Annotated in this window: 18 protein-coding genes; 7 read left to right on the top strand and 11 right to left on the bottom strand. The window is 67.0% G+C overall.

What is annotated here, in order from left to right:
- Nucleotides 1-56: 56 nt before the first annotated feature.
- From JCQ34_RS05290 to JCQ34_RS05270, 5 genes are all read right to left on the bottom strand, one after another.
- Nucleotides 57-260: a cold-shock protein gene (locus JCQ34_RS05290; protein ID WP_015936345.1), complete on the bottom strand. Its 204-nt coding sequence runs from the start codon at nt 258-260 to the stop codon at nt 57-59.
- Nucleotides 261-463: 203 nt separating this feature from the next.
- A complete protein-coding gene (locus JCQ34_RS05285) occupies nt 464-811 on the bottom strand; it encodes a PRC-barrel domain-containing protein (protein ID WP_286402663.1) in 348 nt (115 codons plus the stop codon).
- On the bottom strand, nt 798-1208 hold the full coding sequence (locus JCQ34_RS05280; RefSeq protein WP_286402661.1) for a hypothetical protein: 411 nt from the start codon (nt 1206-1208) through the stop codon (nt 798-800). The genes JCQ34_RS05285 and JCQ34_RS05280 overlap by 14 nt, the downstream gene beginning before the upstream one ends.
- Entirely contained in the window at nt 1205-2431 is a 1227-nt protein-coding gene (locus JCQ34_RS05275; protein WP_286402659.1) for an Nramp family divalent metal transporter, read from the bottom strand. Before JCQ34_RS05275 ends, JCQ34_RS05280 begins: the two co-directional genes overlap by 4 nt.
- A complete protein-coding gene (locus JCQ34_RS05270) occupies nt 2428-2904 on the bottom strand; it encodes a hypothetical protein (RefSeq protein WP_286402658.1) in 477 nt (158 codons plus the stop codon). Before JCQ34_RS05270 ends, JCQ34_RS05275 begins: the two co-directional genes overlap by 4 nt.
- A gap of 225 nt (nt 2905-3129) precedes the next feature.
- Between JCQ34_RS05270 and JCQ34_RS05265 the strand changes: the two genes are divergently transcribed.
- The 4 genes from JCQ34_RS05265 (at nt 3130) to JCQ34_RS05250 (ending at nt 6463) form a co-directional block, all read left to right on the top strand.
- Nucleotides 3130-3516: a TfoX/Sxy family protein gene (locus JCQ34_RS05265; RefSeq protein WP_286402656.1), complete on the top strand. Its 387-nt coding sequence runs from the start codon at nt 3130-3132 to the stop codon at nt 3514-3516.
- On the top strand, nt 3513-4277 hold the full coding sequence (locus JCQ34_RS05260; RefSeq protein ID WP_286402654.1) for an alpha/beta fold hydrolase: 765 nt from the start codon (nt 3513-3515) through the stop codon (nt 4275-4277). Before JCQ34_RS05265 ends, JCQ34_RS05260 begins: the two co-directional genes overlap by 4 nt.
- Before the next feature lie 100 nt (nt 4278-4377).
- Entirely contained in the window at nt 4378-5274 is an 897-nt protein-coding gene (locus JCQ34_RS05255; RefSeq protein ID WP_286402652.1) for an SRPBCC family protein, read from the top strand.
- 106 nt (nt 5275-5380) lie between these two features.
- Nucleotides 5381-6463: a tellurite resistance/C4-dicarboxylate transporter family protein gene (locus tag JCQ34_RS05250; protein WP_286402650.1), complete on the top strand. Its 1083-nt coding sequence runs from the start codon at nt 5381-5383 to the stop codon at nt 6461-6463.
- A 78-nt stretch (nt 6464-6541) separates the two neighbouring features.
- Here the strand turns inward: JCQ34_RS05250 and JCQ34_RS05245 are convergent, their stop codons facing one another.
- Nucleotides 6542-7243 (bottom strand): hypothetical protein, encoded by a 702-nt coding sequence (locus tag JCQ34_RS05245; protein WP_286402649.1) that lies wholly within the window; start codon nt 7241-7243, stop codon nt 6542-6544.
- Nucleotides 7244-7564: 321 nt separating this feature from the next.
- Between JCQ34_RS05245 and JCQ34_RS05240 the strand changes: the two genes are divergently transcribed.
- From JCQ34_RS05240 to JCQ34_RS05230, 3 genes are all read left to right on the top strand, one after another.
- Nucleotides 7565-8113, top strand: a complete 549-nt coding sequence (locus tag JCQ34_RS05240) for a hypothetical protein (RefSeq protein ID WP_286402648.1) — start codon at nt 7565-7567, stop codon at nt 8111-8113.
- A gap of 22 nt (nt 8114-8135) precedes the next feature.
- Nucleotides 8136-8459, top strand: coding sequence for a hypothetical protein (locus JCQ34_RS05235; protein ID WP_286402646.1), 324 nt, complete (start codon nt 8136-8138; stop codon nt 8457-8459).
- 90 nt (nt 8460-8549) lie between these two features.
- Nucleotides 8550-9236 (top strand): response regulator, encoded by a 687-nt coding sequence (locus JCQ34_RS05230; protein ID WP_286402644.1) that lies wholly within the window; start codon nt 8550-8552, stop codon nt 9234-9236.
- Nucleotides 9237-9273: 37 nt separating this feature from the next.
- Here JCQ34_RS05230 and JCQ34_RS05225 read toward each other — a convergent pair whose 3' ends face one another.
- The 5 genes from JCQ34_RS05225 to JCQ34_RS05205 all read right to left on the bottom strand — a co-directional run bounded on the left by JCQ34_RS05225 (nt 9274) and on the right by JCQ34_RS05205 (nt 16004).
- Entirely contained in the window at nt 9274-10953 is a 1680-nt protein-coding gene (locus tag JCQ34_RS05225) for a GAF domain-containing sensor histidine kinase (protein WP_286402642.1), read from the bottom strand.
- Nucleotides 10954-11067: 114 nt separating this feature from the next.
- Entirely contained in the window at nt 11068-13776 is a 2709-nt protein-coding gene (gene mgtA, locus JCQ34_RS05220; protein ID WP_286402641.1) for a magnesium-translocating P-type ATPase, read from the bottom strand.
- A 99-nt stretch (nt 13777-13875) separates the two neighbouring features.
- Nucleotides 13876-14568, bottom strand: a complete 693-nt coding sequence (locus JCQ34_RS05215; RefSeq protein WP_286402639.1) for an alpha/beta fold hydrolase — start codon at nt 14566-14568, stop codon at nt 13876-13878.
- Nucleotides 14565-15242: a class I SAM-dependent methyltransferase gene (locus JCQ34_RS05210; RefSeq protein ID WP_286402638.1), complete on the bottom strand. Its 678-nt coding sequence runs from the start codon at nt 15240-15242 to the stop codon at nt 14565-14567. Before JCQ34_RS05210 ends, JCQ34_RS05215 begins: the two co-directional genes overlap by 4 nt.
- Nucleotides 15243-15284: 42 nt before the next feature.
- Nucleotides 15285-16004: a hypothetical protein gene (locus JCQ34_RS05205; protein ID WP_286402634.1), complete on the bottom strand. Its 720-nt coding sequence runs from the start codon at nt 16002-16004 to the stop codon at nt 15285-15287.
- Nucleotides 16005-16092: the final 88 nt, after the last annotated feature.

Here is a 16092-nt window from a genome sequence, read left to right as displayed (position 1 = left end):
GAAATTCGGCAAGCCCTGCTTTTTGAGAAACCTAACGGTCCCGGATCCCTAGGAAATTAGAGAGCCTGGATGTTGGTGGCCTGGGGACCCTTGGGGCCCTGCTCGGTGTCGAAGGAAACCTTCTGGTTCTCTTCGAGGGAGCGGAAGCCGGAGGAGTTGATCGCGGAGTAGTGCGCGAACACGTCCTGCGAGGAGTCGTCCGGGGAGATGAAGCCGAAGCCCTTTTCAGCGTTAAACCATTTGACGGTACCAGTAGCCATTTATTTTGTCCTTCGTGAAGGTGGAGGGGATGTCCCGACTTTCGGGCCCTCCGGCGTGGGGTGTTCAAAAACCGCTACTTCAGAAGAACACGGACTTTCGACCGCGCGTACTGCCTGAACTACCAACTGCATAAACACAACAACAGGTTCAACACTACAGGAGATTGGTCCCACACCTAATCGCTCCCCAGTTCAGGCCCGCATTACGCCTCCGCCCCGTCTTCGAGGGCGGTGCTGTATCGGGTGAACCCGGGACGGAGCCGGACGGAGCGGGCGCCCACCATGGCAACGTCCTCCCACAGCACCAGGAACGATCCGCGGTGCCGCCACCGAAGGATCCGGGCAATCATGTAGGGCCGGGTGAGGCCGTTCCGTTCATACCCCATGAACGAGGCCGCGCTGTGCGGCCCGACCACCAACCCCAGCAGCCGCGGTTCGGCCATCAGCTGGTGCGGGGCACCGTCCAGCACGAACCGGACATCCGCCACCCGGCCCAGCCTTCCGCCGTCGGCATCCAGCACGGGTGTGCCCAGCAGGTCACCGAGGATCATGGCGGCCTCCCGGGATGCGGGCGATGATCTTGTCCCGGACCCACCGTTCCACCCAGCTGGCATCCAGCGGCTCACCCTTGACGCCAAGCCGCACCACCACCCCCACCTCCGCCACGTCCTTCCACGGGATGCGGATCAGCCGGGACGACGGCGGCCTGCCGCCGAAGATGCGCGTCCCCAGGACGGAACCGGTCAGCAGCGCCGTGATCACCGGCGGGGGCGTCCCACGCGCAATCTCCACGTCCAAAGCAGGCCCGCTCACCTCAAGGTCATCCACGGTGGTGACCGGGACGCCGTCGTGGTCCAACACCTGCCGGTCCATCAGGTGCAGCTGGGCATCCAGGATGCGGCCGGCCACGTGCGGGGCCTTGGGCAGCGGGGCGGGCGCGGAGGTCATGAGCCTGCTCCTGTCACGATCATGAGCGGAATGGCGGCGATGGACGCCACCAGGATGATCACCAGGTAGACCATGCCGAGCGCGTTCACCGCCCGGCCGTTCACGTGCTCGCGCATGTATTGGGGATCGTTGGCCACGATGAGGATGGGCAGGTAGGTCAGGGGCAGGGCGATCGCGGAGAACACCACCGAGTATTCGGTCACCAGGACGGGGTCGACGCCGGTTGCCAGCACGCCGATGCCCACCAGCAGGCACACGATCATGGACAGGTGGAAGCGGGCGGCCTGGGCGGGGCGGCGGAACTTGCCCCAGGACCAGCCGAAGAACTGCGCCAGCGTGTAGCCGCTGGAGAGTGTGGTTTCCAGTGCCGCACCGAAGGTGGCCGCGACCATGCCCACCAGGACAAACGCCAGCCCCAGCTTCCCGGCGCCCTCGGCCACGGGCAGGACCACCTGGGACAGCGAGGTCACCGAGATGCCGGCGGGCAGGAGGACCACTGTGGCGCACGCGGCGATCGAGATGGACAGCAGGCCGCCCAGCGGGAAGCCAACCAGCACATTGATCCGGGACTGGGCCAGGTCCTTCGCTTTCCACCCCTCCTCCACAGCGCCGGAGGAGAAGAAGAACACCTCGTACGGGGTCAGGGCGGCGCCGAACAGGGCAATGGCGTAGTAGCTGTAGCTCCACACCGTTTCCTGCTGGGGCACGGCGGGTGCCAGCTGGCCGGCGAGCGACCCCCAGTCCGGCTTGAGCAGGAACAGCGCCACGGCGAAGCTGACCAGGGTCAATCCCAGCAGGCCGGTGACGTTTTCCATGATGGAGAACCTGACCCGCCAGATCACCAGCCACACCGCCACCGCGGCCACGGGTATCCACAGCAGGTAGTAGACGCTGCTGGCCAGCTGGAGGGCCAGGGCCACACCGCCGATCTCCGCGGTGACCGTCATCAGGTTGATCAGGAACGACGCCGACAGGTTGGCCAGCCCGGCCCGCGGGCCCAGCCGTTCGCGGATCACCTCGAACGTGGCGCGGCCGGATACCGCCGCCACGCGGCCGGACATGTTGGCGAACAGGATGATCCCCACCACGCCGATGACCACCACCCACACCAGGGACAGGCCAAAGCGAGACCCGACGACGGCGTTGGTCACCAGGTCCCCGATGTCCACGAACCCGCCGATGGCGGTGAGGATCCCGAGCGCGACGCCGAGGAGCCGTTTCACTTGTCCCCCACCTTGTCTTTGAGCTGCTTGAGGGCGTCCTGCGCATCCGCGAGCGCCTTGTCAGCGTCCGGGAGGGAGGGGGTGCCGCCGTCGTTCGCTGCCAGTGCGGCGCGCGCGGTGGCGAACCCCGCAGCGCATTGGTCCAGCACGTCCAGTGCCTGCTTCTGCGTTTCGCGGTCTCCCTGGGAGGGCGGCGAGAGCTTCAGGATGGTGCTGCGGCTGGTCTGGATCTCCTTGAGCTCATCGTCAAGGCTGGTGGAGGCGGCGGCTTTCGTCAGTTTTCCGTCCATGTCCTGCCGCAGGGCGATCCGGGCCGTGGCGACCGCGGAGGAACTGTCCTTCACGGCGCTGGCCACCGACTGGCTGGTGCCGCCGCTGCAGCCGGTCAGGAAAGCGAGGCTGAGGACGGCGAGGGACACGAGCTTGGCGGCCCGGCTCGGTGGGTTGGCAGCCGGGGCTGGCGTGTTCTGCACCGTTGCCTCCAGCCTCCGGAACCCCGGATCATGCCGCCTGGCAAGGCAGCGGAAATTAGTTGCCTTGAGCTATATATAGCACTCCACCCGGAAGTTTGACCTGCTCAGAATGGCATTTATTACTGGTTGGCCCATGGCAACGGCGGCCCCTCGACCCCGCCGGCAATCAGGCATATCCTGCATCGAGATCCTGCGGAATAGACCCTGCCACCGGGAGATGAAGCCATGGAGATGCCCAAGGCCACCGAGGAAGAGAAAGCGCGGTTCCGGCGCGTGGTTCCGGAGCATCCGGGCGTTGTGGTGAAGCCGATGTTCGGCAACCTGGGCGCCTTCGTCAACGGCAACATGTTCGCCGGGCTGTTCGGTCCCACCATCGGGGTGAAGCTCTCGCGGGAGGACAAGGAATTGCTGGAGTCATCGGAGCGGACGGTGCCGTTCGGGCCCGCGGACCGGCCGATGGGCGGCTACACCGGGTTGCCGGAGGTCTGGAATGAAGAGGGCGACGGCGACGAGGCGCGGGCGCGGGCATGGGCGGAGAAGGCACTGGGCTACGTTGCGTCCCTGCCGCCCAAGGAGCCCAAGGAACCTAAGGGGCGCAAGGTCCTGCCGTGAAGCCGTTTCGCGTGGTCCTGCTCCCCGGCAGTGTCCTTCCCGCCGGGACCGCTTACGGCCGGCTGCTGGAGGTTCTGGGACCTGACGTGGACGCCGTCGCCAAGGACCTGGAGCTTTACCAGGGGGACGCTCCGCCGCCGGACTGGAGCCTGGACACCGAGGGGGATGGCGTGCTCCGCGAGGCCGATGCCCGCGGCTGGGACACCTTCCACCTGCTGGGGTACTCCGGTGGCGGCGCCGTTGCGCTGGCGCTCACGGCCAGGCACCCCGAGCGGCTCCGGAGCCTGGCCTTGTTGGAGCCGGCGTGGGCGGGAAACTGGGACTGGAGCCCGGCGCACACCAGGCTGTGGCAGCGCTATGGGGAACTGCATGACCTGCCGCCGGAGGAGTTCATGCCCGCTTTCATGCGGCTGCAGGTGAAGCCCGACGCCGTCCTGCCGCCTCCCCCGCCCGGCCCGCCGCCGTCGTGGATGGCCAAGCGGCCGGCCGGTATCAGCGCCTTTCTGCACGCCTTCGACACGTACGAGCTGGACCGGGACCGCTTGGCTGCCTTCGCCAAACCCGTGCTTTTTGTGCTGGGCGGCATGAGCAGCCCCGACGAACAGGGTGACAACGCGGACCGGCTGTCCCGTGTCTTCTCCGACTACCGGCTGGAAGTCTTCCCCGAACGGCACCATTTCGACCCGCCGCACCGGGCGGAACCTGGGCGGGTCGCGGCGCTGCTGAGGGAACACTGGGCCCGGGCAGTCGCGGCCGCCTGACTGCCGCGCGGGACCTTTTCCTCTTTTTCTGCAACTGCCCGGGGAACTGGACTGGAAGGCAGGGCAGGAACCAGGAACCTGCCGGAACAGGAGACAGGAAATGACCAGGAACCTTATACGGAGCACCAGGATCAACGCCCCGGTGGACAGGGTGTTTTCATTTCTGAGCGACCCGACGAACTGGATGAAGGCCTTCCCCGGGGACAGCGACGTCACCCACCTGGACGTTAAACCCGATGGCGAAGGCACCTCGGCGCGTTGGTCGGCCAAGATGTGGGGCCTGCCCATGCACGTGACCCACGAGTACCGGGAAGTGGTTCCCAACAAGCGCATCGTCTCCGGCACGTCGGTAGGGCCCACGCTCACCTTCACGCTGGAGCCGGTGGAGGACGGGACCGAGTTGACCGTGGAGGAAAGCCTGGACATCCCCGCACCCCTGGTCCGCGTACCGGCCCAGGCCCTGTTCGCACGGTGGGCGGAAACGGACATCCAGGGCATGGTGGCCAACGTCAAGGGCCTGGTGGAGGCCGGGATGAAGACGGCGCCCGAAAGCGAAGCGAAGTTCACGCAAAACCTGGCATGGTCCGGCTCCGTCATCATCGACGCGCCGCTGCCGCAGGTTTTCGACCTGGTCAGGGATCCCCGCGTCTGGCTGGGCCCGGACGTGCAGATCTCGGAGTTGAAGACCACCCCCGAGGGTGTGGGGACCACCTTTCAGGCGGCGTGGAAGGTCCTGGGGATCCCGCTGAAAACGACGCACGAGTACACGGAGTTCGCCCAAAATGAGCGCTTCACGTCAAAGGCGGCCCTTGGCCCGGTGTTCACAGTGGAAGTGGCGCCGGCGAACGGCTGGACCAGGCTCAGCATGCGCTCCGACGTCATTCCGCGGAACATGGCAGAGGCAGCGGTTGATGCCCTGGTCATGAAGATCTCCGAGCGCAGCCAGACCGAACTCCTGGCCAGCATCAAGGCGACCGCGGAGGCACAGGCCCGGTAAGACCTCTCCCGCGAGATGGCAGGTGACGGCAATGTTCCCGCCGGCAACTGCTGGGAAGTGCCATCTCGCGAAGTCGGGCAGGATGCGCCAGTCCTAAGCTTGGTGCATGGACACCGCCACTGATGCCCGGCACTCCTTCGGATCCCGCGCCCTTCAGGCGGTACGCACCCTGACCCCGGGCTACTTCGCCCTCACCATGGCCAGCGGCATCATCTCCGTGGGGCTTGAGCTTGAGGGCTTCCATGCGCTTTCGCTGGCCCTGCTGGTGGTGTGTGCCCTCTCCTACCTGGTGATCCTTGCGCTCAGCCTGCTCCGCCTGGCCAGGTTCGCCGCCGACATGCGCGGCGACTTCCTGGATCCCGGCCGGGCGTTCGGCTTCTTCACCTTCATCGCCGGAACAAACGTGCTGGGGGCCCGGCTTGGGATGGCCGGGTGGCAAGGCGCGACGGCGGTACTCCTGGTGGTTGCGGTGCTCGCCTGGGTGGTGCTCGGCTACGTCGTGCCATGGACGGCGGTGCTGGGCAGGTCCGAGCGGCCGGTGGTCAAGGATGCCAACGGCTCGTGGTTCATCTGGTGCGTCGCCAGCCAGTCGGTTGCAGTGTCGGCAGCGTCCATCGAGCCCCTCGCCGCCCCGGACTGGCGCGCCGCCCTGGCGCTGGTCGCCGTCGTGGCCTGGTCCGTAGGGCTCATCCTCTATGCCGCAGTGGGAATCTTCGTCTCACTCCGGCTGATGACCTACCCCATCCGGCCGCAGGACCTTCGCCCGCAATACTTCGTGGCCATGGGCGCCATGGCCATCAGCGTCCTGGCCGGAGCCCGGATCGTGGAGATGGCCGGAGCACCCATGGTGGATGCAACGCGGGGGCTGGTGGCGGGCGCCTCCGTGGTGTTCTGGTCCTTCGCCTCGTGGCTCTTCCCCGTGCTGCTCGCCGCCGGCTGGTGGCGGCACGTGCTGCACAAGGTGCCGCTGTCCTACGAGCCGGGGCTGTGGAGCGTCATCTTTCCCCTGGGCATGTACGCCGTCGCGGGGATCTACCTGGGCCGAGCGGACCAGCTGCCGCTGGTGGCAGCCATTGGCCGGACCGAACTATGGCTGGCGGTCGCGGCCTTCCTGGCCACGTTCGCCGGGATGCTCTGGCACCTGTGGGGCACGCTGCTCGCGCCATCCTTGCCGCGAGGTGGCACTTAACGGCAGTATCGGCGCGCCGGATTGCCGTTAACTGCCATCTCGGGATGGAGGGCGCGGCCGCTCTGCCTGCCAGATCCTTCAGCTTGCCCGGGGTCCGGGGCCGTGCGACTTCTGCCGCCCGTCGCGGTGGGCGAGGAAGGCGTACACCACCAGGGCGGCTCCGGCCACGATCATCACCGCCGGGAAGGCAAAGTCCGCAGGAATCAGGAGGGCCGTGGCCTGGAGCACGAAGATCAGCCCCATCACGGTCAGGATCCCGGCCGGGATCAACGGCCATTTCATCCGTTCCACGTGGCTGCTGGCTTCATTCATCCTGACCGGGATCAGGGAAAGCACTCCAAAGGTGGCCGCCAGGCCCAGGAAGAGGATGGCAGCGGTGGGCGTACCCTGCAGTTCCTGCGGGAGCGCGACGATGACCGCAAGGGTGAACATGACACCGGATGGGATCAGGGCCCACCAGTTGCCCGGTTCCCGCAGGTAGACAGCGGCGAAACCGGCACCCATAAAGAGGAACAGGAAGGCTGCTCCCCAGGCGCCGCCCGTGAGCTGCGTGGTGGTGATGACCGCGGCCAGGCCCAGGAACACGGAACCGGGGATGGCCGCCCACCAGTTCTCCCGGCGCCGGAAGAAGAGGGACAGGAACAAGACTCCAACTGCCGCGAAGATCAGCGGTGCCACGAAGGCCGCCGTGTCCATGACGCCGAGCCTGTCCAGCAGCAACAGCACCCCCAGCGCAATGAGGACGATGCCTGCGGTGATGCTTGTGTTTGCCGATTTCACCCTGTGCCTCCCGGGTCCGGCACGCGGCCGTACGCCGCGCTCCCAAAATCAGGCTAGGACGGGGCCGGAACCGGAAACAGGGCCCAAAGCCCCCGCCTTCCACCGGGCACGGAAATGCCTGGTCCGAGGACGGGACTTTCAGCCCTATAGCCGGCGCGGGGCACTTGGCATTCTGGTAAAGGCGCCGTCCGGGTCCTCACATTGCGAGGCCGGAACGGCATTCCCCATGAACCCCAGTGACTATGCGCCGGAGGCACCGTCGAGGCTGCCGCCGGCGTGCAGGCGCACCCTGCAGACTGGCTGGATTTTGAAAGGACCCGCATGTCCGCTGATATCCTCACGCTTCGCCCCGCCCGTGTATCGCAGGCGGAAGCGGCACGCCGGAGGGCGATGCTGCTTCATCCTTCCAACTTCACCCCGGCACCGTCGGCTGCAGGTGAAACAGATGACGTTGCCAAGAAGGTCAAGGCGCTTGCCGGCCGGTTCGAGTGCTTCCACAAGGAACTCGTGGAGGGCGGTGTGCCGGCCGATGAGGCACGGACAGAGGTGGCCCGGGCGGCGGCGCGGGACATATGGGACGGGTTCGCTTCCCAGCTCCGCGGACACCGGGCCGCCGGGCAGCAGATGGATGCCAACGTCCTTGCCGTCGCGCTGGCATCGATACAGTGCATGACCCAGGCCCTGCCCCGCCACCCCGGGGATGTTGTTTATGCCAGCCGTACGGTCAGCACCGCCCGCCGCCGCCTCCAGTACAACGGCGGATTGCTGCACCGCCTGCACCCGCACCGCAACCCGGCTTTCAACGACGCTGTCATCACGCTCCAGTCGCTGGAGCTCTTCCTCACCGGCGGGCAGCAGAAGGCTGCCTGAGCCAGGGCGAAAGATGGCGACCATGGCAACAGCGGACGAGTACAAAGCAGTACACGGCGGCGGTGAGCCGCCGGGCGGGCAGGACAGCGGCCACGAGCTCGGGGATGGCGGGTGCAATGTCATCACTAAGGACAAGGGCGGGGTGGTAGGCCGCTGGAGTTCGTGGGAAACTGCCAGTCTGGCGCTGAACCGGCTGCAGGAGCTCGGCGGCCGGTATGAGTACCGGCTGGAGGAGTCCCACCAGTGGGTGAAGGGACCGGACCACAGCACCACGTGTTCGGTCTGCGGCATCACGCGGGACCTTCCCGCTTCCGCCGGCACGGCGCTGGGAATCGAGTGGCCGTAAATGTCGAATGACTTACTGGCGTTCCTTTCGGAGGGGCGGCTGCGCGGAAAGGGCGGCCGGGAAGGGCATCAGTCCTACGAGAGCGTCTTAATGGATACACCAACAGCACCCCCTGATGGGGCCCAGTCCCCCGCCCTCCCCATCCGGGTCTTCATCCTGAATGACCACAAGATGGTCCGGCAGGGACTTGGCGACATGCTCGAACATTTCGGCTTCGAGGTGGCGGGCGACAGCGGATCCGCAACAGAGGCCGTCCGGCTCATCCACGTCCTGCAGCCCGACATCGCGGTGCTGGACGACAGGCTGCCCGACGGCACAGGCATCGAGGTGTGCCGCGAGATACGCTCCAGCGCCCCTGACGTCCGATGCCTGATCCTGACCGGCTGGGATGAACAGCACGCCGTGCGGGCAGCAGTCCTGGCAGGCGCGGAAGGCTACGTCATCAAGAGGATCGGTGACAACACCGCCCTGGTCGAATGCATCCGGAGCACAGCCGCGGGCATTCCGGCCATCTGGCCAGGTGTCCGGGAGAGGGTGGCGGAAAGTCTCTACGCAACGGCTTCCGCTCCATGGCTCAAAGTCATGACGCAGACAGAGCGGGACGTGCTGGCCCTCATGGCGCGCGGACTCACCAACCGGCAGATCGGGCAGGACCTCATGCTGTCTGAAGCCACTGTTGCCGGCTATGTATCCTCAGTGCTCCAAAAGCTGGGCTTCCGGCGCCGGGGCCAGCTCATCCCGGCGCCCATCCCCCGCGCCTGGGAGCTGCTGCCCTGACAACCCACTGCGTGTGGCACCTCCACAGCGCCCGCGCTCAGCCGGCCGCGGGAGCCGTCCATGTCACGCTGGTGCCTTTACCGGGGGTGCTGTCAATGGTGCACCTGCCGCCCAGGCGCTCGGCCCGGTTCTTCATGTTGTTCAACCCGCTGACCCGTTCGGGATCCTTGAAGCCGCGGCCATTGTCGCGCACCGTCAGGACCACTTCATCCTCCTGCGCAGCAAGCAGGATGGAGATGTCCTCCGATCCCGAGTGCCTGACGGCGTTGCTGACGCTCTCGTGAAGCACGCGCAGGAGCTGTTCTGCAACATCGTCGCCCACGGCGTCGTCCACCGGCCCGGAGAGCTGGATTCGAGGCAGGAACCCGCCCGCGTTGGCTGCTTCCTGGACCGCGCGCAGCACCCGTCCGCTGAGCAGCTCCTTGTCGGGTTCCCGTGCCTGGAGGGAGTAGATGGTGTCGCGCAGCTGGTGGATGCAGTCGTCCAGCTCACCGGTAATGCCGGCGATGCGGCGCTCGTGGGCAGCAGGATCTGAGGTGTAGCGGCGCAGGCCCTGGATGCTCAGCCCGGCTGCGAAGAGCCGTTGGATCACCAGGTCGTGCAGGTCCGCGGCGATCCGCTCCCGGTCGATGAACAACGCGTGCTCTTCGCGCAGTTGGTTCGCCTTAAGCAGGTCAAGCGTCAGGCCTATCCTGGACGCGAACACCGCGCTTTGTTCAACATCGACGTCGGTGTAGCGAGTCGCGCCGGCAGACCTGGCCAGGATCAACACGCTTTGCCGCTGGCCGTCACTGTCGCTTCCCAAGGCTGCCACCAGGACAGGCCCCAGCTTCTCAGCGGACTCGGCATCGAACAACTGCAGCGCATCGGTAAGGGCCGCCGACTCGCCGGTTGCAAGCACCCGGGCCAACGCTTCACCCGCCGGAAGTTCCTGTCCCGCAGGAATTGATTGAACCCCCAGGGAAGTCCGGCACCGCAAGGTTCCGTCCCCCGCTACCGAGGCAATCAGGGACAAGGCCGATGCGGAAGCATGCAAAGCCCGTTCCGCGATCATGTCCAGGTTTTCGGTGTCCGAACCCGGACGGGCTTTCAGCCGGTCGCTGACTTCCATTCCCGCTTCCAGCCACCGCTGGCGGCTGTTGCTGTCCTCATACAAGCGCGCGTTCTGGATGGCCACGCCGGCGGCAGAGGCCAGGGCAACTGCGAGGTCCTCGTCCTCGGCCGTGAAATCCTGGCCGTCGGCCTTCTCCGTCAGGTACAGGTTTCCAAAGACCTCTTCCCGGACCCTTACGGGGACGCCCAGGAAGGTGCCCATGGGCGGGTGATTCGCGGGAAACCCCACCGCTATGGGCTGTTCACCCAAATCATGGAGCCGCAACGGCTTGGGCTCCCGGATCAGCTCGCCCAGCACTCCGTGGCCAGTGGGAAGGTCACCGATGACGCGGGCGCCGTCTTCATCGATGCCAACAGTGATGAAATGGCTGAGCTGCTGGTCGTCACCAATGACGCCCAAAGCCCCGTACCGCGCCCCCACAAGCTCGCAGGCGGACTGCACCATGCGGTCAAGCACAGCCTCCAGGCTCAGGTCCTCGGTAAGGGAAACGACCGCCCCGAGCAGACCTTCAACATGTTCCTGGGTCCGGACGAGTTCATCTGCCCGGTCTACAAATTCCCGCAGAAGCTCACGGGTTCGCCGTCTAATTGGTTCTCGCCACATTGTAAAAACGCTCCAAACTGAATGCATTCACGGCGGTCTGCATCACCTTCGAATACATAAAGACGAGCCCCAGCGTCTCCCCCTCCATGCTAACAACCCACAGCGCCGCATGGGCTAAAGATTACGGACGGGCCGCCTCCGCCGCCCCTTTTGCCTTGCAACAGGCGCCCGCAGCGGGGGCACCCTGACGGGAATGCTGAACCGGAACGCCCGCCGGGAGATGTGGTGGGTGGCGTGCCGGCGCTGCACGGGTGGGGGCGTGGCCGGCAATTGCTGCGCATCACGGGCAAAGAACCACTGCTTGGCGAGCTCCACGAGCACCAGATACACCACCACCATGCCCAGCAGGGCCAGGAAGAACGGCACCGGCAACGGGTCGAAGCCCAGCACGCCGGCCAGGGGTGAGAGCGGCAGGAACACGCCCACGGCCACCACACCCAGGGACGCCGCGATCAGGCCGTTGGAGGGCCGGCTGCGCAGGAACGGAACGCGCCGGGTGCGGATGGCGAAGATAATCAGCGTCTGGGTGGCAATGGATTCGATGAACCAGCCGGCCCTGAACTCCCCGGGCGCTGCGTCGAAAACGAACAACATCAGGGCGAACGTGGCGAAGTCGAACAGCGAGCTGATGGGCCCGAAAAGGAGCATGAACCGCCGGATGAAGGCGATGTTCCAGTGCGAGGGCGCACGCAGCTGTTCCTTGTCCACACGGTCCCCCGGGATGGCCAGCTGCCCGGAATCGTAGAGCAGGTTGTTCAGCAGGATCTGGCCCGGCAGCATGGGCAGGAAGCTCAGCACCACGGAAGCCACGGCGGCGCTGAACATGTTGCCGAAGTTGCTGGACGTGCCCATCAGCACGTACTTGATGGTGTTGGCGAAGATCCGCCGCCCCTCCATCACGCCGTCCGCCAGGACGCCGAGGTCCTTGTCCAAAAGGACGACGTCGGCCGCGTCCTTGGCGACGTCCGTTGCGGTATCAACGGAAATGCCGATATCCGCCTTGTGCAATGCCAGGGCGTCGTTGACGCCGTCCCCCATGAAGCCCACCGCACCGCCGCTTTGCCGCAGGAGGGTGATGATCCGCGCCTTTTGTTCCGGGGAGACCCGGGCGAAAATGGTGGCCGTACGCGCGGCGGCGGCGAGGTCGGCGTCGGACATGGCCTCCACCTGGGCGCCGGTGAGTGTGCCGCCGGAGATGACGTCCAGGTCCGTGCAGACCTTTTCGGCCACCTTGGCGTTGTCCCCGGTGGCGAGTTTCACCGAGATGCCCAGCGCCTCCAGCCGGTCCAGCGACTGGCGGGCGTTGGCCTTGGGCTTGTCCAGGAACACCAGGAAACCGGCCAGCGTGAGGCCGTGCTCGTCAGCCGGGGTGAGCTTTGCCAGCCCCGCGGCGGGGCGGGTGGCCACCGCCACCACCCGGGCGCCAGCGTCGAACTGTTCATCCAGCATGGCTTGCACGGCCGGCGACGTGGGGCCGCACAGGGCCAGCACGTCCTCCGGGGCCCCCTTGGTGACGAGCCGCGGCTGGCCGTCCGAATCGCGGACCAGCACGGTGGTGCGGCGGCGCTGGTGGTCGAAGCCGATCAGGTCCAGCCGCTGGAACCGCCCGGGTTCGAACGCAGCGGCGCCGGGGCTCTCCCACAGCGCCGCATCCAACGGGTTCTGGCCTGCGGAGGAAGCCTTCGCGCCGGCATAGTCCGCCTCGGTGGCCAACAGGCCAAGGGTGAGCAGGCCGTCGTCGGACGTTCCATCGCTGGCCGGAAGCGCATGGGTGAAGCTGATCTTCCCTTCGGTCAGGGTGCCGGTCTTGTCGGTGACCAGGATGTCCATGTCCCCCAGGTCCTCGATGCACACCAGCCGCTTGACCAGGACCTTCCGCTTGGCCAACTGGCGGGTGCCGGTGGCCAGGCTGGTGCTGACGACGGCGGGCAGCAGCTGCGGCGTGATGCCCACCGCGATGGCCAGGGAAAACAGCAGCGATTCCAGCAGCGGGCGTGCCAGGAGCAGGTTGGCCACGAAGATCAGCGACGTCAGCACCACGGCCACCTGCAGCAGCAGGAACGAGAACCGTTTGAGGCCCAGCTGGAACTCGGTCTGCGGCTGCCGTTCGCCCAGGCCCAGCGCAATCCGGCCGAACTCCGCCCGCCCGCCGGTGGCCACCACCACGCCGCTGCAGCCGCCGGACTGGACCACGGTGCCCATGAAGACGCAGGAGGCGAGATCGGCAAGGGATGCGCCGGGAGCGACGGGGGCAGGGTCCTTGGCGGCGGGCTGGGATTCGCCCGTGAGGATGCTTTCGTCGCAGTGCAGGTTGTTGGTGGTGAGGAGGCGGATGTCGGCCGGGACAATGGCGCCCAGGGAGAGATGCACGACGTCGCCCGGCACCAAAGCGGTGACGTCCACTTCCCTTGTGGCGCCGCCGCGCTGGACGGCGGCCTGGTGGGTGACCCGGGAGTGCAGGGTTTCCGAGGCGAGCTCGGCGCGGTACTCGTTGGTGAAACCCAGCCCCACGCTGACCAGCAGAATTACCCCGATGACGATCGAGTTGGTGGCGTCGCCCAGGAACAGCGACAAGCCGGCGGTGATGATCAGGAGGATGAGGATGGGGCTGGCGAACTGCCGGCCAAGCACGGCCCAGGCGTTGGCCCGGTGGGTGCGGACGGCGTTGGGGCCAAGCTGCTCCAACCGGCCGGCCGCCTCCTCCTCACTGAGGCCGCCGGGACCGGACCCCAGGCGGGTGAGGGTCTGTTCGGCCGTCAGGCTCGCGGCGTCCGCGATCGGCAGCTGGAGGGAGCCGCGCTCCTGGACGTTCACGTCAGTCATGGCCGGATCCGTTCGGACACGTCGGGCTGCGAATTTGCCTTTACCGCTCTAGGGTACGACCCGTGTCTGACAGTCACCCGAGCAACTTCTCCCTGGCCATCACAGCGCCCGTTTCTCCAGCCAGGACATGATGGCGTTGAGGAACTGGTCCGGGGCGGCGGCGTGCACATTGTGCCCTGTCTCCAGGGTGACCAGGGCGCAGTCAGGGATCAGCTCTGCGACCTCCGTGAGCAACTCCTGCGGGATGTGGCTGCCGGCGCCGCCGCCGATCAGCAGCGTGGGCACCATGATTTCGGGCAGCCTGGGCCACCAGCGGCGCAAGGGGTCGTTGACCTGCCCGGCGACGGCGGTGACGACAGCCCAGTCGAAAGGCAACTCGCCCGGGGGCCGTTCCGGCAGGGTGCGCGTCCGCGGGTACGGCGGCGGGGCGTCCTCGACGACCAGGCGGGCCAGCCGGCCGGACTGTGCCAGTGCGACGAGGTAGGCCACCACTCCGCCCATGGAATGCCCCACCAGGATCACGTCGTGGAGGTCCAGCGCGTCCAGGACAGCCACGACGTCGTCGCGCATGAGCTCGAAGGAATACTTCCCGGGCCGGCCGCTGCCCCCGTGGCCGCGGAGGTCGATGGCGAACACCCTGAAGCCCGGTTCGAGCCCTGCGGCAATCGTGCCCCAGTCCCCTGCGGTGTCGCCCAGGGCATGCAGCAGCACCACGGGAGGCACGCCGGGGTCGCCGGACTCCTTGACGCTGATCCGCACCCCATCCGCTCCCGGCAGGGTCAGGGTTTTCATGCTGTGCTGCCCGGGTCAGCAGGACTTGGCGTCTGGCTGGGCGGCCCGGGGCTGGTGGCCGTGCCAAGGATGTGGGCGAGGGAAGGATTCAAGCGCTGCACGGGGAAACCGAACCGTTCGTGGTCCTGAACCGTGAACCCTGCCGCGGTGATCGCTGCCAGGGTGTCCCGGTTGAGGTGGCAGCCGCCCATGAACCGCCCCCAGACAGGGGTCAGCACATCCTCCGCCTTGGCCACGAGCGGGTGCCCCGACCGGACGTGCTCGTAGTAGGCAAGGGTCCCGCCGGGCTTGAGGACGCGGCGGATCTCGGCGAGCACCGCAGCCTGGTCCCTGACACTGCAGAGGACAAGGCTGGCCACCACCGCGTCGGCGCTGGCCGTTTCTGCCGGGATGTGCTCCGCGGCGGCATCGACAACGGTCACCGGAACGCTGGCCGATGGTGCCGCCTCCTGCGCCACGTCCCGCAAATAGTCCTCCGGTTCCAGGGCCAGGACATGGGTCACGGTTGAAGGGTAGAGCGGGAAGGACGATCCAGCCCCCGCTCCGATCTCGATGACGGAGCCGTGCAGCCCGGCAAGGATGCGGCGGCGGTGCTCGGCTGCCCCGCGGCGGTCCATGCCGCCAACCACCCGGGCGAAAGCGCGGGCGAAGAGCGGGTGCTGCAGGCTGTCCATCCGGTTCCTCCCAGGGGCTGCTGCCGGCGTACCCACTTTTAACTACTTGAGGCTGAGGACCTCGTCAATCGGCCGGCCGTTGACGTATACCAATGCGCTGGTGGCTCCCGAGGCGGCCATGGCGGTGTACTCCAGCTGCGCCTTGGCCCTGGGGATGTCGCAGACGCCGCCCAGCATGAACTGCCCGGAAAGCCAGATGCTGATGGTGCTGCCGTTCAGCTCGCCGCCCAGGTACGTCAGGCTGGACTGGTACAGCACGTTGATCAGCCCGGACATCCCCACGTCCCGCTTCTTGTTGGCGAGCAGTGTCTCCACGCTGGGCCGCACCTGGTCGGTGAACCGGACCGGCCCCGTGGTGGTGGCCACCAGGCTGTCGCCGCAGCCTATCCGGGGACCGGAGACGCCGTTGTCGTCCACGGCCACGTAGTAGATGGTTAGCGGGCCGGTTTGTTCCGGGAGGCCGGTGGGCTGGGGTTCCTGCGTCGGCTGGGGCTCCTGCGTGGGTGGCGGGCCGGCTGGGGCGGACGACGGCGGAGGGGCGGCCGCGGTGGTGGGCGCGGCTGAGGTGCTGGGCGGTGACGTCGGGGTCGCCGTTGCGGTGCCGGTCGCCGTCGTACTTGGGGTGGCGCTGGTGGTGGGGCTTGCCGACGGTGCCGCGGAACTGCTGGTCGGCGACGGGCTGGGCGGGCCGAAACACCCTGTGAGGAGGAACAGGCCACTGAGCCCGAGAACGCTGAGTGCCGTATGCCTGGGCCTGGTCATCATGCCCCCCTTGAATGTGGGCCCCGCGGTTGCGGGACCCACATTCAAGCTACGCCTGAGGTTTATGGGGAAACAGGGCCTTAAGTCC

Origin of the sequence: Pseudarthrobacter defluvii, from assembly GCF_030323865.1 — a bacterium.
GTDB classification, from domain to species: Bacteria; Actinomycetota; Actinomycetes; order Actinomycetales; family Micrococcaceae; genus Arthrobacter; species Arthrobacter sedimenti.
This window is presented reverse-complemented; position numbering and strand designations above follow the sequence as displayed.